Here is a 23353-nt window from a genome sequence, read left to right as displayed (position 1 = left end):
AACCCCGCAGCGGGTCACCGCCGTTCCGGGCCCACCCCCGCCGTGCGGAGCGCCGCGCGCAGCCGGTCGGGGGTCATCGGCAGCTCGGTGACCCGCACCCCGAGCGGGGCGAGGGCGTCGTTGACCGCCGCGTTGAGCGCGGCCGGCGCCATCATCCGGCCACCTTCACCGCCGCCCTTGATCCCGTGCGGGGTGTACGGGGACGGCGTCTCGACGTGCCCGATCCGCAGCTCCGGGACCTCCATCGCCGTCGGGATCGAGTAGTCGAGGAAGCTGCCGGTGGTCAGCTGCCCCTGCTCGTCGTAGACGAACTCCTCGTAGAACGCGGTGCCGATCCCCTGGGCGGTGCCGCCGACGATGTGCCCGGCCAGCGAGCGCGGGTTGACCAGCGTCCCGCAGTCGTGGACGGCGGCGTAGGCGAGGATGGCGACCCGCCCGGTCGCGACGTCGACCTCGACCACGGGCACGTGGCAGGCGTTGCCCATGAAGGGGTAGAAGACGCCGAGGTCGCTGCGGTCGGCCGAGGGCATCGTGGTGTACGGGTGGTCGAAGACCTTGGACTCCTCGAGGCCGGACTCGACGTCCTCGGGGAAGCTGTGCTTGAACATGTGCAGCATGGCCGCGATCTCGTCGAGGCCCTTGCGCTGGTCGGGCACGCCCCGGACGTGGAAGCCGCCGTCGGCCCACTCGAGGTCCTCCGGGTCGACCTCCATGAGGTGCGCCGCGGCCCGCCGCGCCTTGGCCTTGATCTTGGCCGAGGCCCCCTCGACGGCACCGGCGAGCATGACCGTCGTCCGCGAGCCACCCGGCCCGGTCGCCGGCAGCCCGCCGGACGTCCCGTGGTAGATGATCGAGACGTCGTGCGGGTCGCAGTCGAACTCCTCGGCGACCAGCTGGGCGACCATCGTCTCCGGGCTGTTGCCCCAGAAGGCGCACGAGTACAGCGTCGCGGTGATCGTGCCGGTGGCGTCCACCCCCAGCGTCACGCTCTCCGGGCTGCTGGTGACCGGTGCGTTGGGCTCGTCGAACCAGAACCAGAACTCGGTCGCGGAGAAGACGCTGCGCTCCTGGGCGGAGATCACCCCGATGCCGATGTGGCGGCCCTGCTCGCGGAGCCGGGCCTGCTCGGCCCGCCAGCGGTCGTACTCCCCCAGCCGCAGCGCCTCGTCGAGGACGGCGGTGTAGTTGCCGCTGTCGTAGACGTTGCCGCTGGGGATGAAGTACGGGAACTGCTCGGGGCGGATGAAGTTCCGCCGCCGGATCTCGACCGGGTCCATCCCGATCTCCCGGGCGGCCTTGTCGACCATCTGCTCGAGCATCCAGTTGTTGACCTCGGAGCCGAAGCCCCGGTAGGCCCCCTGCTGGTTCTTGTTGGTCAGCGCCGCGCGGACCCGGTAGCGCACGCTGCCGATGGTGTACGGGCCGGTGACCTGGGCCAGGGCGTTGCCGTGGTGGCCGACGCCGAACTGGATGTAGGCGCCGTAGTCGTCGACGCAGTCGATCCTGATGCTGCGCATCGTGCCGTCGCGCATCACGGCCAGCTCGACGTCGTACACCCGGTCGGACCCGTGGTGGTCGGCGTTGGACATGTTGTCGACGCGGTCCTCGAGGTAGGCCACGGGCCGGCCCAGGAGCCGCGAGCACATGCCCGCGATGACGGTCGGCTTGGTGACGAACAGCTTCGAGCCGAAGCTGCCGCCCGCGGGGACCTGGTGCACGTCGAACTTGTTCATGGGGATCCCGAGGGACCCGGCCGCCATGAACATGTAGCTGGTGAAGCTCAGCGAGTTGGTGTGCACGGTGAGCTTGCCGGTGCTGGGGTCGAAGTCGGCGATCGCGCCGACGGTCTCCAGCGGCTGCCCGCCGGAGCGGTGCCAGCGCAGCCGGTCGCGGACGACGACGTCGGCCGTCGCGAAGTCCGCGTCGACGTCTCCGAAGGTGAACTCCCGCTCGTAGGCGACGTTGCTCCCCAGCGCCTCGTGCACCAGCGCGGCGTCGGGGTCGAGTGCGCGCACCGGGTCGACGACCGGGGGCAGCGGCTCGTACTCGACGTCGATCAGCCCGAGGGCGTCCTCGGCGAGGTAGCGGTCGTCGGCGACGACGACGGCCACCCCCTCCCCGGCGTAGCGCACCTTGTCCACGGCCAGGCAGCGCCAGGCGTGCTTGCTCGGGTCGGGGCCGAAGTCGGGCAGCGGGCCGGTCAGCTCAGCAGCCCGGGCGCCGGTGACCACGAGGTGCACCCCGGGAGCGGCCTCCGCCGCCGAGGTGTCGATGGAGACGATCCGGGCGTGCGCCATCGGGCTGCGCAGCACGGCGGCGTGCAGCGTGCCCGGCCGGACGAGGTCGGCGATGTACCCGCCGCGGCCGCGGAGGAACTTGGGGTCCTCGACCTTGCGGATGCTCTTCCCGACCCACCGGCGCCCGTCCTTGTGGACCCGGACCGGAGGGGGCGCCGGGCGGTCGATGGCGGTCATGCCTGGGCTCCCGTCCTGGGCTCGGCGGTGGCGGCGTCGGCCTGCCGCATGCGCTCGCCGGCGGCCACCACGGCCTCGACGATGAACTGGTAGCCGGTGCAGCGGCACAGGTTGCTGGCGATGCCCTCCCGCACCTGCTCGGGGGTGGGGTCGGGGTCGGTCTCGAGGATCTCGACGGCGCGCATCAGCATCCCCGGGGTGCAGTACCCGCACTGCAGCCCCTGCTTGTCCCAGAACTCCTCCTGGAGCGGGTGCAGGTCCGCGCCGTCGCCGAGCCCCTCGACCGTGCGGACCGTCCGTCCGTCGGCCTGCACGGCCAGCGTCGTGCACGACCGGATGCTCGCGCCGTCGAGGAGCACGGTGCACGTGCCGCAGACGCCGTGCTCGCAGCCGATGTGCGTGCCCACCAGGCCGAGGTCGTCGCGCAGCACGTCGACGAGCAGCCGCCGGGGCTCCACGGCGAGGGTGTGCCGGCGGCCGTTGACCGTCAGGGTGACCTCCTGCAGGTGCCTCACCTGTTCACCTCCGGTCACGGGCGCGGCCGACCGCGCGCTGGATCGCCTCGCGCAGGACCGCACGGGTGATGTCGATGCGGGTGGCGGCGCTGGCGTGCACGTCGCCGGCCGGGTCGAGAGCGGCGGTGCCGGCGTCGAGCGCGGTCGCCACCGCGGCCTCGTCGCCTGCCGTGCCCACGAGCGCCTCCTCGGCGGCGGTCAGCCGCACCGGCGTCGGCGCCACGCCGCTGGCCGCGAGCGCCGCCCGCGCGATCCGGCCGTCGTCGAAGCCCACCAGGGCAGCCACCCCGACGACGGCGAAGTTGCCGTGCGTCTGGGCGAACTCGGCGAAGGCGTGGCCGCCGGGGAACGGGGAGAACCGGACCTCGGTGAGGATCTCGTCCGGGGCGAGCGCGGTGGTGAACGGCCCCTGGAAGAAGTCGGCAGCGGGGATGCGCCGCTCCCCCTGCGGTCCCACGGCGGTCATCTCGGCGTCCAGGGCGAGGGCGACCGCCGGCAGCTCGGCCGCCGGGTCGGCGTGCGCGATGCTGCCGACGACGGTGCCGCTGTGCCGGACCGGCGGGTGGGCGACGTGGCTGAGCGCCTCGGCGAGCAGCGGCGCGACCAGGGCCACCTCGGGGCTCCGCTCGGCCGTGGACTGCCGCACCATGGCGCCGACGACGAGGGAGTCGCCGTCGAGCCGGAGGGTGTCGAGGCCCACCACCTGCCGCAGGTCGACCAGGTGCCCCGGCTGGGCCAGCCGGAAGTTCATCAGCGGCACCAGGCTCTGCCCGCCGGCGAGGACCCGCGGGTCCTCCTCGGCGTGCTCGACGAGCAGCGCCACGGCGTCGGGGACGGTGGTGGGGACCGAGTACGTGAACGGCGGTGGTTTCACCGGCGGCTCCTCGCGTCGGGCTCGGCGAGCGTGCCGCGATCCTGCCGGGCGTCCTCCCGGGGCACCATGTGCCCGGCCCCAGGATGTGCACCCTTCCTCCGTGGCCGGCCACAGGTGGGCCTGCCTCCGGACGGGGTACCGGCGGCCGCCGCCGGCGGCCCCCGACCTCCCTCAGCCCCCCGCGAGCGCGGCGAGCCGGTCGCCGACCTCCGCGGTGCGCAGCGAGCCCTGCTTCTCGCGGGTGGACAGGTCGAACGCGACGGCCGCGTTGACCTTCTTCGCCTGGTCGGCGCGCCCGAGGTGCTCGAGGAGCAGGCCGACGGACAGGACGGTGGCGGTCGGGTCGGCGACCCCCTGACCGGCGATGTCGGGCGCCGAGCCGTGCACCGGCTCGAACATGCTCGGGTGGGTTCCGGAGGTGTCCAGGTTGCCGCTGGCGGCCATCCCGATGCCCCCGGTCACCGCCGCGGCGACGTCGGTGACGATGTCGCCGAAGAGGTTGTCGGTGACGATGACGTCGTAGCGCCCGGGGTCGGTGATGAAGAACATCGACGCGGCGTCGACGTGCTGGTAGGCGACGGTGACCTCGGGGAACTCGGCCGAGACCTCCTCCACCGTCCGCGACCACAGCCCTCCGGCGTGGGTGAGCACGTTGGTCTTGTGGATGAGGGTCAGGTGCCGGCGCGGGCGGGTGAGCGCCCGCTCGAAGGCGTACCGGACGACCCGCTCGACGCCGAAGGCGGTGTTGAGGCTGACCTCGGTGGCGATCTCCTGGGGCGTGTCCCGGCGGATCACCCCACCGTTGCCGGCGTAGAGGCCCTCGGTGCCCTCCCGGACGCACAGCATGTCGATGTCACCGGGCTCGGCCAGCGGGCTGCGGACGCCGTCGTAGAGCCGCGCGGGCCGCAGGTTGACGTGGTGGTCGAGCTCGAAGCGCAGGCGCAGCAGCAGGCCGCGCTCGAGGATGCCGCTGGGGACCCCCGGGTCGCCGATGGCGCCGAGCAGGATCGCGTCGTGCTGGCGCAGCTCGTCGAGCACGGTGTCGGGCAGCAGCTCGCCGGTCCGCTGCCACCGTGCGGCCCCGAGGTCGTAGGGGGTGGGCTCCACGTCGGGGGCCACCTCACGGAGGACCTTGAGGCCCTCGGCCACCACCTCCGGACCGATGCCGTCTCCAGGGATCACTGCCAGGCGCATGGGACCAGACCCTAGGTCAGCGGGGGCTGAGGTCCGCCGAGCGGGCCTCACGCGCGCCGATCCGGCCGGCGATGTCGCCCAGCAGCTCCGGGGGGACCGGGCTGTCCACGGTGACGGCCATCAGCGCCTCGCCGCCGCGGTTGGTGCGGCTCACCTGCGCGCCCGCGATGTTGACGGCCGCCTCGCCCAGCGCCGCGCCGACGGTGCCGACGACGCCCGGCCGGTCGGTGTAGACGAAGAAGAGCAGGTAGCCCGACAGGTCCAGGTCCATGTCGAAGCCGCCGATCTCGACCAGCTTGGGCACCTGGTTCTTGCCGAAGAGCGTGCCGGAGACGGTGACCTCGGTGCCGTCGGCCATCGCACCGCGGACGCTGATCAGGTTGCGGTAGTCGGGGCTCTCCACGTCACTGGTCATGGCGACGTCCAGGCCGCGCTGCTCGGCGAACAGCGGGGCGTTGACGTAGGTGACCTGCTCCTCGACGACGTCGGAGAACACGCCCTTGAGGACGGCCAGCTGCACGACCGAGACGTCGTACTCGGCGATCTTGCCGCGCACCTCGACGTTGACCGACTGGGCCAGCCCGCCGGCGACCGCGGTGAAGACCCGGCCGAGCTTCTCGGCCAGCGGCAGGCCGGGCCGGACGTCCTCGGCGACCACGCCGCCGGCCTGGACGTTGACCGCGTCCGGCACGAACTCCCCCTGCAGCGCCAGCCGCACCGAGCGGGCCACGGCCGTGCCCGCCTTGTCCTGCGCCTCGGTGGTCGAGGCGCCCAGGTGCGGCGTGACCACGGTGTTCGGCAGCTGGAACAGCGGGCTGTCGGTGCACGGCTCCGTGGCGTAGACGTCGATGCCCGCCGCCCCGACCTGGCCGGACTTGAGCGCGTCGGCCAGCGCCGCCTCGTCGACGAGCCCGCCGCGGGCGGCGTTGACGATGATCACGCCGCGCTTGGTGGTGGCCAGCTCGGCGGCCCCGATGAGGCCGAGGGTCTCCGGCGTCTTGGGCAGGTGGATGGTGATGAAGTCCGCCTCGCGGAGCAGCTCCTCCAGCGGCACCATGCGGACGCCGAGCTGGGCGGCCCGGCCGGGCTGGATGTAGGGGTCGTAGGCGATGAGCGTGACCCCGAAGGCCGCCAGGCGCTGGGCGACGAGCTGGCCGATCCGGCCCAGGCCCACCACGCCGACGACCTTGTCGGTGACCTCCACCCCGGTGAACTTCGACCGCTTCCAGGTCCCCTCGCGCAGCGACGCGTCAGCAGCGGGGATGTGCCGCGCGGCGGCCAGCAGCAGGGCGACGGCGTGCTCCGCGGCGCTGACGATGTTGGAGGTGGGCGCGTTGACGACCATGACGCCGCGCTCGGTGGCGGCGGCGACGTCGACGTTGTCCAGGCCGATCCCCGCCCGGGCGACCACCTTGAGCTCGGGCGCGGCGGCGAGCGCCTCGGCGTCGATCTGCGTGGCGCTGCGGATCATCACCGCCGAGGCCTCGGCCAGGGCGGGCAGGAGCGCGGCACGGTCGGCGCCGTCGACGTGACGGATCTCCACCTCGCTCCCGAGCACCTCCAGCACGCTCGGGGCGAGTTCTTCGGCGATGAGGACGACGGGCGCGGTCGTGGTCACGGGGAGCAAGCCTAGGGAACGCGGCCGCCCCGCTCCCCCGCCAGCCCCTCCCCGCACCCACCGTCACGTCACGGATGCGCCACGACACCCCCGCGGGAGGGGGAGGTGTGCTTGCCCCTGCCGTGGCGCAGCGGACATCCTGGCCGCGCAGAGTCGGCGAGGGCCGGCGCCGACGGAGGAGACCATGAGCACCAGCGACAACGAGCCCGGCTCGCCGCAGTACGGCCAGCAGGGCTCCGGTCCGCAGGGGTACGGCCAGCAGTACGGCCAGCCCCAGGACGCGGGCCAGGGGTACGGCCAGCAGTACGGCCAGCCCCAGCAGGCCTACGGCCAGCAGTACCAGCCCTCCCCGTACGGCCAGCCCTCCCCCTACGGCCAGCAGCCGGGCTACCCGCAGCAGTACGGCCAGCAGGGCGGCTACCCGCAGCAGTACGGCCAGTACGGCCAGTCGGCGGTGCCGGCCAAGCCCGCCGGCGTCGTCACGGCGGCCGTGCTCGGGTTCGTGTTCGGCGCGATCGGCATCCTGTTCAGCCTCGCCCTCATCTTCGCGGGGGCGCTCTTCGGCGGCGCGGCCGGTGACACCGAGATCCCCGGCTTCGGGGAGGTCGCGGGCGCCGTGGCCGGCATCGCGCTGGTCTTCGGCCTGCTGGCGCTGGCCTGGACCGTCGTCATGATCTGGGGCTCGGTGTGGGCCCTGACCGGGCGCAGCCGGGTGATGCTCCTGGTCGGCGGCTCGATCGCGGTGGCCTTCACCGCCCTCAACTTCTTCGCCAGCCTGGCCGACGCCGACACCAGCGGCGCCGGCGGCATCGTGACCAGCCTGCTGTTCTTCCTCGCGGCGCTGGCCATCGTCGTCCTGCTGGCGATGAAGCCCGCGGCGGCCTTCTTCGCCGCGCACCGCGCGCGCCGGGGTCGCTGACCCGGGCGGCCACACCCGAGCCAGCCCACCCAGCCCCTGTCCGCGCCACCGACCGGCGCGGACAGGGGCTGTCGCACACCAGGAGGACCCCCGTGACCGACCCCCGCCCCGCCGAGCCCGACCCCGGGGACGACCCCCGCCCGACGGACGCCGGGGCGTCGCCGTCCCCGCCCGTGCGGCGCCCGCCGCAGGTGCTGGCCGCGGCCGCCATCGGCTTCTTCCTGGCCTTCTACGTGCTCATGTACGCCCTGCTGCTGCTGGCGGCCACCCGGGTCCTGGGAGCGGCCAGCGCGGCCTTCGGCACCGTGTACCTGGCCGTCGCGGTCGCGAACACCTGGGGCGCGGTCATGGCGCTCAAGGGCAGGGGCAGCGCCGTCCTCAAGGTCGCCGGCCTGGTGACCGCCGGCCTGGCCGTGCTGGGGCTGGTCGTGTCCCTCGCCCAGGGCGGGTTCACCATCTGGTCGGTGCTGCTGATCGCCGCCGGCGCGGGGATCGTCCTCCTGCTCAACCAGCCGTCGTCCCGTCAGTACTTCGCCGCCCGCGGCACCCGCTGACCCGCAGGACCGACAGAGGCCCCCGCTGCCGGACGGCAGCGGGGGCCTCTGTCCGCCGGCGTTCAGCCGCGGGCGGCGGTCCCGGTGTAGTCGTCGGACGCCGACACCCAGCTCATCAGCCCGCGCAGCCGGCGGCCGGTCTCCTCGATCGGGTGCGCCTCGGCCTCGGCCCGGCGCCGCTTGAAGTCCGGCGCACCGGCGTCCTGGTCGGCGATGAACTCCGCCGCCCAGGAGCCGTCCTTGATCCGCGCGAGGACGTCCTTCATGGTGTCCTTCACGTGCTGGTCGATCACCTTCGGGCCGGTGGTGTAGTCCCCGTACTCAGCGGTGTCCGACACCGACCAGCGCTGCTTGGCGATGCCGCCCTCGTACATGAGGTCGACGATCAGCTTCAGCTCGTGGAGGCACTCGAAGTAGGCGATCTCCGGCTGGTAGCCGGCCTCGGTGAGGGTCTCGAAGCCCGCGGTCACCAGCGCCGACATGCCACCGCAGAGCACCGCCTGCTCACCGAACAGGTCGGTCTCGGTCTCCTCGGCGAAGGTGGTCTTGATCACGCCGGCGCGGGCGCCGCCGATGGCCTTGGCGTAGGACAGCGCGAGCTGCAGCGCCTGCCCGCTGGCGTCCTGCTCGACCGCGACCAGGCAGGGCACGCCCTTGCCGTTCTCGAACTCGCGGCGCACCAGGTGGCCGGGGCCCTTGGGGGCGACCATCGCGACGTCGACGCCGGCCGGGGGCTTGATGTAGCCGAACCGGATGTTGAAGCCGTGGCCGAAGAACAGCGCGTCGCCGTCCTGCAGGTTGGGCTCCACCGACTCCTTGTACAGGTTCCGCTGCACGTGGTCGGGCGCGAGGATCATGATCAGGTCGGCCTCGGCGGCCGCCTCGGCGGGGGTCACGACCCGCAGGCCCTCTACCTCGGCCTTGGCGCGGCTCTTGCTGCCCTCGGGCAGCCCGACGCGGACGTCGACGCCCGAGTCGCGCAGCGACAGCGCGTGCGCGTGCCCCTGACTGCCGTAGCCCAGGACGGCGACGGTGCGCCCCTGGATGATCGACAGGTCGGCGTCGTCGTCGTAGAAGATCTCGGCGGCCATGTGCTGTGCGGTTCCCTTCGGTTGGTGCTGGTAGGTGGTGCGCGTGGCCCCGTCCCGGGTCCCGCTCCGAGCCTGCGAGGGGTGGGGAGGGCGGGGTCCTTTCAGGCGGTGCGCTCGACCGGGCGCAACGTACCGGCGCCCGACATCGAGCGCGGACCCCGCCCCAGGGCGACGGTGCCCGACTGCGCCATCTCCTTGATGCCGAGCGGGGCGAGGACGGCCAGCAGCGCCTGGAGCTTGTCCGGCGTGCCGGTCGCCTCCAGGGTCACGGTGTCGGTGTTGACGTCGACCACGTGGGCCCGGAACAGCTCCGCCGTCTGCAGCACCTGGGTGCGGTCGGCCATCGGCGCGCGGACCTTGACCAGCAGCAGCTCGCGCTGGACGGCGGCGGCGGAGTCCAGCTCGACGATCTTGATGACCTCGATCAGCTTGTTCAGCTGCTTGGTGATCTGCTCCAGCGGCGCGGTGTCGGCGTCCACGACGATCGTCATCCGGGAGAGCTCGGGGTTCTCCGTCGGCCCGACGGCCAGGGACTCGATGTTGAAGCCGCGCCGGCTGAACAGCGCCGAGACCCGGGCGAGGACGCCGGCCTTGTTCTCGACGAGGACCGACAGGGTGTGGCGGGTCATGACCCGAGGTTCCTTTCAGGAGGGCAGAGCGGGTGGCCCCCTCCAGGGCCCCGCCGCGAGCGAGCGAGTGGTGGGGAGGAGGGGGTCCTTCGACTACACCTGGCCGTCGCCGAAGACCGGGCGGACGTCGCGCGCGGCCATGATGTCGTCGTTGCTGGCGCCCGCGGCGACCATCGGCCACACCTGGGCGTCGTGGCCGACGACGAAGTCGATGACCACCGGGGCGTCGTGGATGGCCATGGCCTTCTCGATCACCGCGTCGACGTCGTCCTTGCTCTCGCAGCGCAGCCCGACACACCCCAGCGCCTCGGCCAGGGCGACGAAGTCGGGGATGCGCACCGGCTTGGGCGTCCCGTTCTCGTCGACCGGGTGCAGCTTGGTGTTGGAGTAGCGGCCCTCGTAGAAGAGGGTCTGCCACTGCCGGACCATCCCCAGGTTGCCGTTGTTGATGATCGCGACCTTGACCGGGATGCCCTCGATGGCGCAGGTGGCCAGCTCCTGGTTGGTCATCTGGAAGCAGCCGTCGCCGTCGATCGCCCACACGGTGGTGTCGGGGCAGCCGTACTTGGCTCCCATCGCGGCCGGGACGGCGTAGCCCATCGTCCCGAGCCCGCCGGAGTTGAGCCAGGTGCCCGGCTTCTCGTACCGGATGAACTGGGCGGCCCACATCTGGTGCTGGCCGACGCCGGCGGCGTAGATGGCGTCGGGGCCGGCGATGGCACCCAGCCGCTCGATGACGTACTGCGGGGACAGCGCGCCGTCCTCGGGCCAGTCGTAGCCCAGCGGGTACTTCTCCCGCCAGGTGTCCAGCTGCGCCCACCAGGCCGACAGGTCCGGGGTGCGGCCGGCCTCGTGCTCGGCGCGCAGGGCGGTGACCAGCTCGGCGATCGTCTCCCGGGCGTCGCCGACGATCGGGACGTCGGCCCGGCGGTTCTTGCCGATCTCCGCCGGGTCGATGTCGGCGTGGACGACGAGCGCGCCGGGCGCGAAGGAGGACAGCTGGCCGGTCACCCGGTCGTCGAAGCGCGCGCCCAGGGCGACGATGACGTCGGCCTTCTGCAGCGCGGTGACCGCGGCGACGGTCCCGTGCATGCCGGGCATGCCCAGGTGCTGCGGGCTGCTGTCGGGGAACGCGCCGCGCGCCATGAGGGTGGTGACGACGGGCGCGCCGGTGAGCTCGGCGAGCTCGGCGAGCTCCGCAGTGGCCTGCGCCTTGAGCACCCCGCCGCCGACGTAGAGGACCGGCCGGGCGGCCCGGGCGATCAGCGCCGCGGCCTCGCGGACCTGCTTGCCGTGCGGGCGGGTGGTCGGCTTGTAGCCGGGCAGGTCCAGCCGCGGCGGCCAGGCGAAGTCCGTGGTGGCCTGCAGCGCGTCCTTGGAGATGTCGACCAGCACCGGGCCGGGGCGGCCGGTCGCGGCCAGGTGGAACGCCTCGGCGATCTTCTGCGGGATCTCGTCGGCGTCGGTGACCAGGAAGTTGTGCTTGGTGATCGGCATCGTGATGCCGCGGATGTCGGCCTCCTGGAAGGCGTCGGTGCCGATCGAGGCGCTGGGCACCTGACCGGTGATCGCGACGACCGGGACCGAGTCCATGTGCGCGTCGGCCAGCGGGGTCACCAGGTTGGTGGCCCCGGGGCCGGAGGTGGCCATGCAGACGCCGACCCGGCCGGTGGCCTGGGCGTAGCCGGTGGCCGCGTGACCGGCGCCCTGCTCGTGCCGGACCAGCACGTGGCGCACCGTGGAGTCGAACAGCGGGTCGTAGGCCGGGAGGATCGCCCCGCCGGGGATCCCGAAGACGACCTCCACGCCGACCGCCTCGAGCGACCGGACGAGGCTCTGGGCCCCGGTGATGCCGGTGAGCGGCTCGGGGGCGGCCGTCTCGACCGAGCGGGCGGTCGTCTCGACACCGGTGAGCGACGCGGCCGCCTCGCGGCTGGCGGACTCGCCGGGGGTGGTGCTGTTCATGGCGTCTCCTGGCAGTGCCCCGGTCTGGGGGCCGTCGGTTCGGGGGCCGTGCGGTGCGCGGCCGGTCTGCCTGCGGGCGCGGGCCGGCCGCTGTCCGGGACGGTCAGGGGGCCCGCAAACGAAAAACCCCTCGTGCCGCAGGCACAGAGGGGTGAGCGCGTCGGTCGGGCGACCGACGCGCTAGGCGACTACGAGGAGCAGGCTGGCCGGGCGCACCCGCTCACTGTGCGCCTCGACGAGCGGCCCGTCAACCATCCTGTCCCACCAGGTGGACACCGGCGTCCTCAGGCGTGGGACGCGCGCGCGGTGCGCCCGCCCCGGCGAGCACCGTCGGGTCGAACCCGGCGAGCACCGCCGGCAGCGCCTCGGCGGCCACCGGACGGCCCAGCAGGTGGCCCTGCAGGAAGCGGCAACCGAGCCCGGTCAGCGTGGCCAGCTGCCCCGGGGTCTCGACGCCCTCGGCGACGACGTCCATGCCCAGGGTCCGGCCGAGCTCCACGACGCTGCTCACCAGCGCGGCGGTCCGGGGGTCCTCGTCGATGTGGGCGACGAAGGCCCGGTCCATCTTGAGGACGTCGACGGGCAGCCGGGCCAGTCGCGCGAGCGTGGAGTGGCCCTTGCCGAAGTCGTCGAGCGAGACGAGGCAGCCCATGTCCCGCAGCGCGGTCAGGTCGCCGTCGACCCGGTCCTCGGCCCCGAGGAGCACCGACTCGGTGATCTCCAGCATCAGCCGGTGCGCCGGCACCCCGGACTCGGCCAGCGCCCGGGTGACGTCCGGGACGAGGCAGCCGGCCTGCAGGTGACGGACGGACACGTTGACGCCGAGCTGGAGGTCCAGCCCCCGGACCAGCAGCGGCGCGAGGGCCGCGGTGGCGGCGCCGAGCACCCACTGCTGCAGCGCCACGATCAACCCGTCGTCCTCGGCGAGGGCGACGAACTCGTCCGGCGCCACCGCGCCGAACTCCGGGTGCTGCCAGCGCACCAGGGCCTCCAGCCCGAGGACGCGGCGCTCGGCCACCCCCACCACCGGCTGGAAGACCAGGGACAGCCCGCCGCCGGCGATCGCGGCCGGCAGGTCGCGCGCCAGCCGGGCGCGCCGGTCCACCACGCGGTCCAGCGCCTCCCCGGAGGTCCGGACGCAGTTCTTGCCGGCCGCCTTGGCCGTCCGCAGCGCCAGGTCGGCGCGGCGGACGGTCTCGGCGGCGTCGTCGGCCGTCCGCAGCTCGGCCACGCCGACGCTGCCGGAGACGGCGAAGACCGGTCCGCTGCCGGCACTGCCGTCGGGCGCCACGGGCCGGTGGTCCCGGTCGAGCACCTCGACGAGCCGCTCGGCCAGCGCCGTGGCCTCCGCCCGCCCGGCGCGCACCAGGACGGCGAACTCGTCGCCGCCCAGCCGCGCGACGAGGTCCTCCTCGCGGGCGGCGGTGCGCAGCTGGTCGGCGACCTCGCACAGCAGCCGGTCGCCCGCGTCGTGGCCGGCGACGTCGTTGACCGCCTTGAACCCGTCGAGGTCGACCAGCAGCACGCTCCCCGACCGGCCGGTGGCCAGCGCCTCGTCGAGGGCGGCCATGAAGCGGGCCCGGTTCGGCAGGCCGGTGAGGAAGTCGGTGTAGGCCAGCCGCTCCAGCTCGCGCTGGCTGCTGCGCCGGTCGGTGACGTCGCGCAGGTGCAGCACCAGCCCGTCGCGGCTTCGGGTGCCCGCCCCGGCCCGCGCGGCACCGGAGACCTCGACGTCGCGCCACGCGCCCTCCCGCGTCCGCAGCCGCACCGTCGCGGGCAGGCCGTCGGTGCCGGTCCGGTTGCCGACCGCGGCGCGCACCCGGTCGACGAGGTCGCGGTCGTCGGGGTGTAGCAGCGGGGCGAGCGGGGTGCCGGCGAGCTCGGCCTCGGACCAGCCCAGCTGGGTCTGGACCGGTCCCGAGGCCCAGCCGATCCGCCCGGAGGCGTCGAGGACGACGGTGACGGCGTCGCCGCTGTGCACCAGGGCGCGGAAGTAGCCCTCGGCGCGCTGCAGACGCCCGGTGAGCCGGTGCCCGTCCCGGGTCAGCAGCACGGTGCGGACGGCGGTCAGCACGACCAGCACCGCTCCCCCGCCGGCCTCGGCCACGGGCAGGGGGCGCCCGGCGAGGGCCCCGGCGAGGAGCATGAGCAGGACGCCGAAGGACGCGGCGTAGGCCAGCGCGATGCCGCGCACCGGCAGGCTCAGGCCGTCGTCGTCGGGGGTGACCGGGTCCCCGGGGTCGGCGGCGACCCCGAGCACGCCGGCGGCGAGCATCGCCAGCCAGGCCAGCTCGGTGACGACCGCGGGACCGGTCCCGCCGTCCGTGCGGCCCAGGGCGCCGCCCACGGCGACGACCGCCATCGCGGCGAAGCACAGCAGCAGCCAGGTGGCCGCCGGCCGCCGGGGACCGGGCACGCCGGTCACGGTGACCAGCCCGATGCCGCACAGCAGCGCCCCGACGGCCGGGTACCCCACCGAGATCAGCCCGTCGGCCGCTCCCTGCAGGTCGGCCAGCAGCGGGCTCAGGAGCACGTGACCCAGCACGGCGACGGCGAGGGTGACGACCGCGCCGTCGAGCAGCACCCGGGAGCCCAGCCGGCGGCCCTCGCGGGGCGGCAGCAGCCAGCCCGCGGCGGCCATCGCGACGGGCACCGCGACGAGCATCGGGAGGTCCTCCACGCCACCGGAGGACAGGTCACCGCCCGCGGCGCGCAGCACGGCCAGGCACTGCCCGAGGGCCAGCAGCCCGGCGGCGAGGGCCAGGCCCCGCCAGGGCCGGCCCGCCCGCCCGGGCAGCCGCGCGGCGCTGCGGTCGACGGCGACCGCGGCCGCGGCGGACCCCAGCGCCAGGCACACCGGGACCAGCCGGGAGGCGTGCGGGGAGCCGGTCCCCTCGAGGACGGCGGTGACCGTCGCCAGCACCCCGAGCAGGGCCAGCGTGAGCACCCGGGCCCGGCCGCCGGCACGGGGCGTCGGCACGGCGGCCATCAGCGGGAGCCGACCAGACCCGGCCACAGCAGGCCGGTGCCCTCGGCGAGGAGCTCGGTGAGCTCGCCCGGCCGCATCGGGCGGGACAGCAGGAAGCCCTGCGCGAAGCCGCAGCCCAGGGCGCGCAGCGCACCGAGCTGGGCCGGCGTCTCCACTCCCTCGGCGACCACGTCCAGGCCCAGCGCCCGGCCGATGGTGACCACCGACTCGCAGAGGGCCCGGCTCTTCGGGTCGCGGTCGACGCGGCCGACCAGCGGGCGGTCGAGCTTGAGCACGTCGATCGGCAGCCGGGTCAGGTCGGCCAGCGACGAGCGGCCGGCACCGAAGTCGTCCAGGGCCACGTGCACGCCCATCAGGCGCAGCGCCTCGATGTCCACGGCCACGTGGTCGCCCTCGGCGAGCACGGTCGCCTCGGTGATCTCCAGGATCAGCCGCTCCGGTGCCAGCCCGGTGCCGTGCAGCACCGAGGCGACGTCGCCGACCAGCGTGCGGGCCGCGACGTGGGAGGCGGAGATGTTCACGCCCAGGCGCAGCGGGGCGCCGGTCTGCGGCAGCCCGACGACGACGGTCGCCGCGTGCTCGAGCGCCCACCGCTGCAGGTCACCGATGACACCGGCGCGCTCGGCGATCGGCACGAACTCCGCGGGCGGGACCTCGCCCAGCTCGGGGTGCCGCCACCGCAGGAGCGCCTCGACGCCGGTGACCCGCTGCTCCTCGAGGGAGACCACGGGCTGGAACAGCACGGAGAGCTCCCCGCGGGTCCAGGCGCCGGGCAGGTCGTCGCGCAGCCGGCTGCGCCGGGCGGCGGCGCTGCCCAGCGCCGGCCGGTAGCGCAGCGCGCTCCCCGGGCCGGAGGCCGCGGCCGCCCGGACGGCGAGCTCGGCGCGGGCCAGCAGGTCGGCGACCGACTGGCAGGGCTCCAGCTCGACGGTGCCGACGCTGGCGGTGAGGTCGAAGATCCCGGCCGGCGTGTCGACGGGCTGCTCGATGACCGACAGGCACCGGTCGGCGAGCAGGTCGACGGCGTGCGGCGCACCCTCGGCGAGGACGGCGAACGACCCGCCGCTCACGCGGGCGACCACGTCGGCGTCCCGGACCGTGGCCCGCAGCCGCCGGCCGACCTCGACCAGCACGGCGGTGGCCACGTCCAGCCCGGCGGTCTCGCGTACCGCGTCGACGCCGTCGAGCTCGATCAGCAGCAGGCTGCGGCACGGCGCCCCGGGACGGGCGAGGGCGTCCAGGACCACCCGCTCGCAGCCGGCCCGGTTGGGCAGCCCGGTGAGCGGGTCGGTGAAGGCCACCTGCTCCAGGTCGCGCTCGCGCTGGACGCGCTCGGTGGTGTCGCGGCAGTGCAGCACGACCGCGCTCACGTCCGCGTCGCGGCGCAGGTCGGAGACGCTGGCCTCCAGGTGCCGCCAGGTGCCGTCGGCGTGCCGCACCCGCATCGGGAGCAGGCCGCTCACCGGCGCGCCGTCGGCCTCGGGCTCCAGGGCGCGGGCCACCGGCAGCGCGTCCTCGGGGTGGACCAGCTCCAGCAGGTCCCGGCCGGCCACGACCCGATCGGGGTCCCCCAGCGTCGTCGCGACCGTCGGCGAGGTCCAGGTGACCCGCAGGTCGCCGTCGAGGATGAGCACGGCGTCGCCGCTGGCCGAGACCAGGGAACGGAAGTAGGCCTCGCTGCGCCGCAGCCGGGCTCCCAGGCGCTGCTCGTCGCGGGCGGTGACCCAGCGGTGCACCGCGGCGAGGACGGCGCAGGCCATGACCCCGACGATCACGACGGGGTTGCTCCGGCCGGTGAGCAGCGCGTCGCCGGCGCCGACGAGCAGGGCCGCGACCATCGCCACGTGCGGGAGCAACTGGCCCAGGCGGGTGGACCGGCCGCTGCGCGGGCGGGGCCGGGCACCGGCGTCCGGGCTGGGGCCGGGGTCGGCGAGCGCGGCGGCGGCGAGCAGGCCCAGGCCGCCGACGACGAGGAACCGGCTGAGGTCGGTCGCCCCGGGACCACCGGAGAGCATCGCCGAGGTGCTCAGCGCCCGGCCGGCGGTGGTGAGCAGCGCGCCGGCGAGCAGCACGAGGGCCATCCGCTGGCGCGAGCTCTCCACCACGCCGAGCAGGACCAGGGCGGAGGTCACCGTGGCGGAGGTGACCAGGACGGCGGCGCCCAGCACGGCCGCCTGCGCCGGACGCAGCTCCAGCCAGCTGCGGCCGGGGCCGAGGACGAGCAACTGGACCGCGAGCACGCAGGCGGTGCCGAAGAGGGCGACCTCGACGCCCGAGCGCAGCCCGCGGCGCACCCGGCCCCGGTCGACCAGGCTGAGGCAGCCGAGCACGACGAGCAGGTAGCCGGGGACCGTGGGCACCCAGCGGAGCAGCACGGACTGCATCGGGTCGGCCGGGGCGGCCGCGACCACGGCGACGTGGCCGGCGACGGGGAGCAGGGGCGCGACGGCGATCAGCCGCCACCCGCGCGCCCCGCAGAGGCGGGACCCGGCGGCACGCCACATCACCCCGGACGCGGCCAGCCCCATCGCCGCGACGGCGACGTCGGCGGCGGCGCCGGGACCGGGCGTGACGGCGGCCACCGCACAGGTGACCACTCCGAGCAGGGTGCTCCCCAGGAGCACCCATCGCAGCCTGTCCACACGTGCTGTCTCGGCACGAGGACGCAGCCGCAACAGCGCAGCGGGGCGGGCCTCACCCCAACGGGGGGCCCGCCCCGACCCGCGCGGTCAGGCCGGGCTCAGCCGCAGATGGCCCCCTGCGCGGCGGACCCGACCAGCTTGGCGTACTTGCCGAGGACGCCGGTGGTGTAGCGCGGCGGCAGCGGGGTCCACCCCTCCCGGCGGCGGGCCAGCTCGTCCTCGTCGACCAGCAGGTCGAGGGTGCGGGAGCGCAGGTCCAGCCGGATCCGGTCGCCGTCCTGGACGAACGCGATCGGGCCGCCGTCGGTGGCCTCGGGCGCGACGTGGCCGACGCACAGGCCCGTCGTCCCGCCGGAGAACCGGCCGTCGGTGAGCAGCAGGACGTCCTTGCCCAGGCCCGCGCCCTTGATCGCGCCGGTGACGGCGAGCATCTCGCGCATGCCCGGCCCGCCCCGGGGGCCCTCGTAGCGGATCACCACGACGTCGCCGGCCTGCAGGGTGCCCTCGGTGACGGCGTCCATCGCGCCCTGCTCGCCGTCGAAGACGCGGGCGGTGCCCTCGAAGACGTCGGCGTCGAAGCCGGCGGACTTCACGACCGCGCCGTCCGGGGACAGCGAGCCGCGCAGGATGGTCAGCCCGCCGGTCTTGTGGATCGGGTCGTCCATCGCGTGGACGATCGTGCCGTCCAGGTCCGGCGGGGCGATCTCGGCGAGGTTCTCGGCCATCGTCTTCCCGGTCACGGTGAGGACGTCGCCGTGCAGCAGCCCGGCGTCGAGCAGCGCGCGCAGCACGACCGGCACGCCGCCGACGCGGTCGATGTCGGTCATGACGAACCGGCCGAAGGGCTTGACGTCGGCCAGGTGCGGCGTGCGGTCGCCGATCCGGTTGAAGTCCTCGAGGGTCAGGTCGACCCCGGCCTCGTGCGCGATGGCGAGCAGGTGCAGCACGGCGTTGGTCGAGCCGCCGAGCGCCATGACCACGGTGATCGCGTTCTCGAACGCCTCGCGGGTCATGATCTGGCGGGCGGTGATGCCCAGGCGCAGCAGGTTCACCACGGCCTCGCCGGAGGCGATGGCGACCGCGTCGCGACGGCTGTCGGGGGCCGGCGGGGCGGCGCTGCCGGGCAGGGCCATGCCGAGCGCCTCGGCGACGCTGGCCATCGTGTTGGCGGTGTACATGCCGCCGCAGGAACCCTCGCTGGGGCAGGCCGCCTTCTCGATGGCGTCGAGCTCGTCGCGGCTGATGAGCCCGCGGGCACAGGCGCCGACGCCCTCGAAGACGTCGATGATCGTCAGGTTGTCCCGGTCACCGAGCCGTCCGGGCAGGATCGACCCGGAGTAGACGAACACGCTGGCGAGGTCGAGCCGGGCGGCGGCCATGAGCATGCCGGGCAGGGACTTGTCGCAGCCGGCCAGCAGGACCGTGCCGTCGAGGCGCTCGGCGAACACGACCGTCTCCACCGAGTCGGCGATCACCTCGCGGGAGACCAGCGAGGCGCGCATGCCCTCGTGGCCCATCGAGATGCCGTCGGAGACCGAGATCGTGCCGAACTCCAGCGGGTAGCCGCCGGCGGCGTGCACGCCCTCCTTGGCCCGCTTGGCCAGCCGGTCCAGGGAGAGGTTGCAGGGGGTGATCTCGTTCCACGACGACGCGACGCCGATCTGCGGCTTGTCCCAGTCGTCGTCGCCCATGCCCACCGCGCGCAGCATCGCCCGCGCCGGGGCCTTGGCGATGCCGTCGGTCACCTCGTAGCTGCGCGGCTTCAGGGGGCTGTGGGTCCCGCTGTGGGACTCGTGTCCGGGGATGAGGTCCTCGCCGATGCTCACGTCCGCAGAGCGTAGGCCGGTCGCGGGGTCCCGCCGAGAGAGCATCGATACTGGTACCGACACCACCACCGACGTCCCGGGAGCCGCCGTGCCGCCGTCCGCGCGCCGGGAGCTGGCCGACTTCCTCCGCTCCCGCCGCCGCCAGGTCGACCCCCGCGAGGCCGGGCTCCCGGCCGGCGGCGCCCGCCGCACGCCGGGCCTGCGGCGCGAGGAGGTCGCGCTGCTGTCGGGGGTGAGCCACACCTGGTACACGTGGCTGGAGCAGGGCCGCGACATCCGGCCCTCCCGCCAGGTCGTCGACGCCCTGGCCCGCACCCTGCGGATGTCACCGGCCGAGCACGAGTACGTCCGCCGGCTGACCGGGCACGGCAGCACGCCCGTGGCGGCCGCGCCGGAGGGGATGCCGGCCCACGTGCAGCGGCTGCTGGACGCCCTCGGCTCCTCCCCCGCCTACGTGATCACCCCGAGCTGGTCGATCGTCGGCTGGAACCGGGCCTACGAGCGGCTCTACCCGGGGGTGGCCGCCGTCCCGCCCGCCGACCGCAACCTGCTCTGGCTGGTCTTCACCGACCCGGCGGTGCGCGAGCTGCTCGGCGACTGGACGACCGACAGCCGGCGGTTCCTCACCCAGTTCCGCGCCGAGGTGGGGCCGCGGCTGGCCGACCGGGACGTGGTCGACCTCGTCGCCCGCCTGGAGGCGGCCAGCCCGCACTTCCGCGCCGGCTGGGCCAGCCACGACGTCGACCGGTTCAGCTCCTCCGAGCGGCGCTTCGAGCACCCCGAGGTCGGCACGCTGCTGCTCGAGCACCACCAGCTGACGCCCGCGGACGCGCCGGGCCTGCAGATGGTCGTGTACACCGCCGCGGAGGGCAGCGACGCCGCGGGCCGGCTCGCGCGGCTGGTCGACGGCGGCCGTCTGGGAGGATGAGCGACCGTGGTCGCTCCCGCCCGGTTGCGGATGAGCCGGACGGCGTTGCTCCCGGTCGGCTTCCTGTTCATCTGCGCCGTCCCGCTCGCCTTCGCCGCGTCCTGGACGCCGGTGTTCCTGCTCGTGCCCGTCCTCGTCGCGCTGTGGGTGCTCCGCGTCGGCGTGGACGTGGGGGACGACGGCATCACGGTGCGCTCCCTCGCCGGCCGGCGCCGGGTGCCCTGGGCCGAGCTGGCCGGCATCCGGGTCGCCGAGCGCGGTGACCTGTGGCTGGTCACGACCGGCGGCACGCAGGTGCGGCTGCCGGTGCTGAGGGCCCGCGACCTGCCCCGGCTGGCGGCGCTCTCCGGCGGCCGGATCCCCGACCCCGCCTGACCTCCGCCGCCCGGTCACGAGGCCCTTTTGCATGACCATTCACCGGCATGCATACTCTTACCCGTGTCCAAGGTGCTCACGTCCCTGCCCGTCGGCGAGCGCGTCGGGATCGCCTTCTCCGGCGGCCTCGACACCTCCGTAGCGGTCGCGTGGATGCGCGACAAGGGGGCGGTCCCCTGCACCTACACCGCCGACATCGGCCAGTACGACGAGCCCGACATCGCCTCGGTGCCCGGCCGTGCCAGCGCCTACGGCGCGGAGATCGCCCGGCTGGTCGACTGCCGGGCGGCCCTCGTGGAGGAGGGCCTGGCCGCCCTGACCTGCGGGGCGTTCCACATCCGCTCCGGTGGCCGGGCCTACTTCAACACCACCCCGCTCGGCCGGGCGGTGACCGGCACCCTGCTGGTGCGCGCCATGCTGGAGGACGACGTCCAGATCTGGGGCGACGGGTCGACCTTCAAGGGCAACGACATCGAGCGCTTCTACCGCTACGGCCTGCTGGCCAACCCCTCGCTGCGGATCTACAAGCCGTGGCTGGACGCCGACTTCGTCACCGAGCTCGGCGGCCGCAAGGAGATGTCGGAGTGGCTGCTGGCCCACGACCTCCCCTACCGGGACAGCACGGAGAAGGCCTACTCCACCGACGCCAACATCTGGGGCGCGACCCACGAGGCCAAGGCGCTCGAGCACCTCGAGACGGGCATCGAGATCGTCGAGCCGATCATGGGGGTGCGGTTCTGGGACCCCGACGTCGACATCGCCCCCGAGGACGTCACCATCGGCTTCGCCCAGGGCCGGCCGGTGACGATCAACGGCAAGGAGTTCGCCTCGGCCGTCGACCTGGTGCTCGAGGCCAACGCCATCGGTGGCCGGCACGGCCTGGGCATGTCCGACCAGATCGAGAACCGCATCATCGAGGCCAAGAGCCGGGGCATCTACGAGGCGCCGGGGATGGCGCTGCTGCACGCGGCCTACGAGCGGCTGGTCAACGCCATCCACAACGAGGACACCCTCGCCACCTACCACAGCGAGGGGCGGCGGCTGGGCCGGCTGATGTACGAGGGCCGCTGGCTGGACCCGCAGGCGCTGATGCTGCGGGAGGCGCTCCAGCGCTGGGTCGGGACGGCGGTGACCGGCGAGGTGACGCTGCGGCTGCGGCGGGGCGAGGACTACTCGATCCTCGACACCACCGGGCCCGCGTTCAGCTACCACCCGGACAAGCTGTCCATGGAGCGCACCGAGGACTCCGCCTTCGGGCCGGTGGACCGGATCGGCCAGCTGACCATGCGCAACCTGGACATCGCCGACTCCCGCGCCAAGCTCGAGCAGTACGCGGCGATCGGCATGGTCGGCGGCGCCCACCCCGCGCCCATCGGGGTCGCGCAGGCGGCCTCCACCGGGCTGATCGGCGCCATGGCGGAGGGCGGGGCCGAGGCGATCGCCTCGCGCGGCCGGGTCCCCACCGACGAGGAGCTGCTCGACCGCGCCGCGATGGAGTCCGGCACCGACTGAGCGCCCGGCGTCAGTAGACCCCGACCACGTTCGCCAGGGGCTCACCGGCCAGCACCCGCGCCAGCTGGTCGGTGACCGCGGCCGCGGCGCGCTCGTTCGTGCCGGGCACGTTGCCCGCGACGTGCGGGGTGAGCAGCAGGCCGGGGGCCGACCAGAGCGGGTGGCCGGGTGGCAGGGGCTCGGGGTCGGTGACGTCCAGGGCTGCCCGCAGGCGCCCGGACCGCAGCTCGGCCAGCAACGCGCCGGTGTCGACCACGACCCCGCGGGCGGCGTTGACCAGCAGCGCGCCGTCCCGCATCGCGGCGAGGAACCGGGCGTCGACCAGGCCGGTCGTCTCCTCCGTCACCGGGACGACGACCACGACGACGTCGGCCTCCGGGAGCAGCCGCGGCAGCTCGTCGGTGCCGTGCACGCCCTCGCGGGGAGTGCGGGCCACGTAGGTCAGGTCGACGTCGAACCCGGCGAGCATCCGGCCGACGGTGCGGCCGATGTCCCCCGCCCCGACCACCAGCACGCGCGCGCCCACCACGGTGCCGAACGCGCTCGGGGTCCAGCGGCCGGCGTCCTGCTCGCGGACCAGCTCCGGGATGCCGCGCTGGGTGGCCAGCACGGCCGCCACCACCCACTCGGCCGTGGCCGGAGTGTGCGCCCCGCGGGCGTTGCAGAGGACCACGCCCTCGGGCAGCCGGCCGACGAACCGCTCCGCGCCGGCGCTGAGCAGCTGGACCAGCCGCAGCCGCGGGAGCGCGGCGAGGAAGCCCTCGGGGACCCCGGTGCCGCCGCCGGGGACCCACACCTGCGCCTGCGCGGCCTCCCCGGACGGGGGCCCGCCGGCCGGCGGGACCCGGTGGGCGCGGACCCGTGGGGAGACCGCCTCCACGGCCGCGGCCAGGGCCGAGGAGGGGACGAGCACGTGCAGCGTCTCGTCCGGGCCGACGACCTGCGAACCGGTGATCTCGGGGGCCACGGCCATGAACCCTAGAAGGACCCCGTCCTCCCCACCCTTCGCGAGCTCAGGGCGGGACCCGGGACGGGGCCGCCCCCGCCCCCGCCGCTCGTCGGCTCGCAGCGGGCCCCTGCAGGGGAACCGCCCGTCCTCCCCACCCTCGCGAGCTCAGGGCGGGACCCGGGACGGGGCCGCCCCGCCCCCCGCCGCTCGCAGGCTCGCAGCGGGCCCCTGGAGGGGAGCCGCCCGTCCTCCCACCCTTCGCGAGCTCAGGGCGAGACCCGGGACGGGGCCGCCCCGCC

Annotated in this window: 17 protein-coding genes; 5 read left to right on the top strand and 12 right to left on the bottom strand. The window is 74.6% G+C overall.

What is annotated here, in order from left to right; genetic code table 11:
- Window positions 1-14: 14 nt before the first annotated feature.
- The 5 genes from ACI79C_RS11160 to serA all read right to left on the bottom strand — a co-directional run bounded on the left by ACI79C_RS11160 (window position 15) and on the right by serA (window position 6675).
- Window positions 15-2474 (bottom strand): xanthine dehydrogenase family protein molybdopterin-binding subunit, encoded by a 2460-nt coding sequence (locus ACI79C_RS11160; protein WP_456945722.1) that lies wholly within the window; start codon window positions 2472-2474, stop codon window positions 15-17.
- A complete protein-coding gene (locus ACI79C_RS11155) occupies window positions 2471-2989 on the bottom strand; it encodes a (2Fe-2S)-binding protein (protein WP_456945721.1) in 519 nt (172 codons plus the stop codon). Before ACI79C_RS11155 ends, ACI79C_RS11160 begins: the two co-directional genes overlap by 4 nt.
- A gap of 4 nt (window positions 2990-2993) precedes the next feature.
- A complete protein-coding gene (locus ACI79C_RS11150; RefSeq protein ID WP_456945720.1) occupies window positions 2994-3863 on the bottom strand; it encodes an FAD binding domain-containing protein in 870 nt (289 codons plus the stop codon).
- A 171-nt stretch (window positions 3864-4034) separates the two neighbouring features.
- Complete coding sequence (locus tag ACI79C_RS11145; protein ID WP_456945719.1) at window positions 4035-5057, bottom strand: 3-isopropylmalate dehydrogenase; 1023 nt, start codon at window positions 5055-5057, stop codon at window positions 4035-4037.
- Between the two features lie 16 nt (window positions 5058-5073).
- On the bottom strand, window positions 5074-6675 hold the full coding sequence (gene serA / locus ACI79C_RS11140) for a phosphoglycerate dehydrogenase (RefSeq protein ID WP_456945718.1): 1602 nt from the start codon (window positions 6673-6675) through the stop codon (window positions 5074-5076).
- 184 nt (window positions 6676-6859) lie between these two features.
- Here serA and ACI79C_RS11135 point away from each other — a divergent pair, with 184 nt between their 5' ends.
- Together ACI79C_RS11135 and ACI79C_RS11130 are read left to right on the top strand one after the other, a co-directional pair.
- Window positions 6860-7594, top strand: coding sequence for a hypothetical protein (locus ACI79C_RS11135; protein ID WP_456945717.1), 735 nt, complete (start codon window positions 6860-6862; stop codon window positions 7592-7594).
- 92 nt (window positions 7595-7686) lie between these two features.
- Entirely contained in the window at window positions 7687-8148 is a 462-nt protein-coding gene (locus ACI79C_RS11130; RefSeq protein WP_456945716.1) for a hypothetical protein, read from the top strand.
- Window positions 8149-8210: 62 nt separating this feature from the next.
- Here ACI79C_RS11130 and ilvC read toward each other — a convergent pair whose 3' ends face one another.
- The 6 genes from ilvC to ilvD form a co-directional block, all read right to left on the bottom strand.
- Window positions 8211-9239 (bottom strand): ketol-acid reductoisomerase, encoded by a 1029-nt coding sequence (ilvC, locus tag ACI79C_RS11125; protein ID WP_456945715.1) that lies wholly within the window; start codon window positions 9237-9239, stop codon window positions 8211-8213.
- Window positions 9240-9340: 101 nt separating this feature from the next.
- Window positions 9341-9868, bottom strand: coding sequence for an acetolactate synthase small subunit (gene ilvN / locus ACI79C_RS11120; RefSeq protein ID WP_456945714.1), 528 nt, complete (start codon window positions 9866-9868; stop codon window positions 9341-9343).
- A gap of 93 nt (window positions 9869-9961) precedes the next feature.
- A complete protein-coding gene (locus tag ACI79C_RS11115) occupies window positions 9962-11833 on the bottom strand; it encodes an acetolactate synthase large subunit (RefSeq protein WP_456945713.1) in 1872 nt (623 codons plus the stop codon).
- 247 nt (window positions 11834-12080) lie between these two features.
- Window positions 12081-14822, bottom strand: coding sequence for a putative bifunctional diguanylate cyclase/phosphodiesterase (locus ACI79C_RS11110; protein ID WP_456945712.1), 2742 nt, complete (start codon window positions 14820-14822; stop codon window positions 12081-12083).
- The gene (locus tag ACI79C_RS11105; protein ID WP_456945711.1) at window positions 14822-17446 is read right to left on the bottom strand and encodes a putative bifunctional diguanylate cyclase/phosphodiesterase; all 2625 of its coding nucleotides are present in this window, start codon (window positions 17444-17446) and stop codon (window positions 14822-14824) included. The genes ACI79C_RS11110 and ACI79C_RS11105 overlap by 1 nt, the downstream gene beginning before the upstream one ends.
- A 116-nt stretch (window positions 17447-17562) precedes the next feature.
- On the bottom strand, window positions 17563-19290 hold the full coding sequence (gene ilvD / locus ACI79C_RS11100) for a dihydroxy-acid dehydratase (protein ID WP_456945710.1): 1728 nt from the start codon (window positions 19288-19290) through the stop codon (window positions 17563-17565).
- Between the two features lie 88 nt (window positions 19291-19378).
- On the opposite strand from ilvD, the gene ACI79C_RS11095 reads away from it, so the two are divergent.
- The 3 genes from ACI79C_RS11095 (at window position 19379) to argG (ending at window position 22105) form a co-directional block, all read left to right on the top strand.
- A complete protein-coding gene (locus ACI79C_RS11095) occupies window positions 19379-20218 on the top strand; it encodes a helix-turn-helix transcriptional regulator (protein ID WP_456945709.1) in 840 nt (279 codons plus the stop codon).
- Between the two features lie 6 nt (window positions 20219-20224).
- The gene (locus ACI79C_RS11090; protein ID WP_456945708.1) at window positions 20225-20593 is read left to right on the top strand and encodes a PH domain-containing protein; all 369 of its coding nucleotides are present in this window, start codon (window positions 20225-20227) and stop codon (window positions 20591-20593) included.
- Between the two features lie 63 nt (window positions 20594-20656).
- Window positions 20657-22105 (top strand): argininosuccinate synthase, encoded by a 1449-nt coding sequence (gene argG / locus ACI79C_RS11085; protein WP_456945707.1) that lies wholly within the window; start codon window positions 20657-20659, stop codon window positions 22103-22105.
- A 10-nt stretch (window positions 22106-22115) separates the two neighbouring features.
- On the opposite strand, the gene ACI79C_RS11080 is transcribed toward argG, so the two are convergent.
- The gene (locus ACI79C_RS11080; protein WP_456945706.1) at window positions 22116-23072 is read right to left on the bottom strand and encodes a 2-hydroxyacid dehydrogenase; all 957 of its coding nucleotides are present in this window, start codon (window positions 23070-23072) and stop codon (window positions 22116-22118) included.
- Window positions 23073-23353: the final 281 nt, after the last annotated feature.

It is taken from the genome of Geodermatophilus sp. SYSU D00697, assembly GCF_054050175.1.
This window is presented reverse-complemented; position numbering and strand designations above follow the sequence as displayed.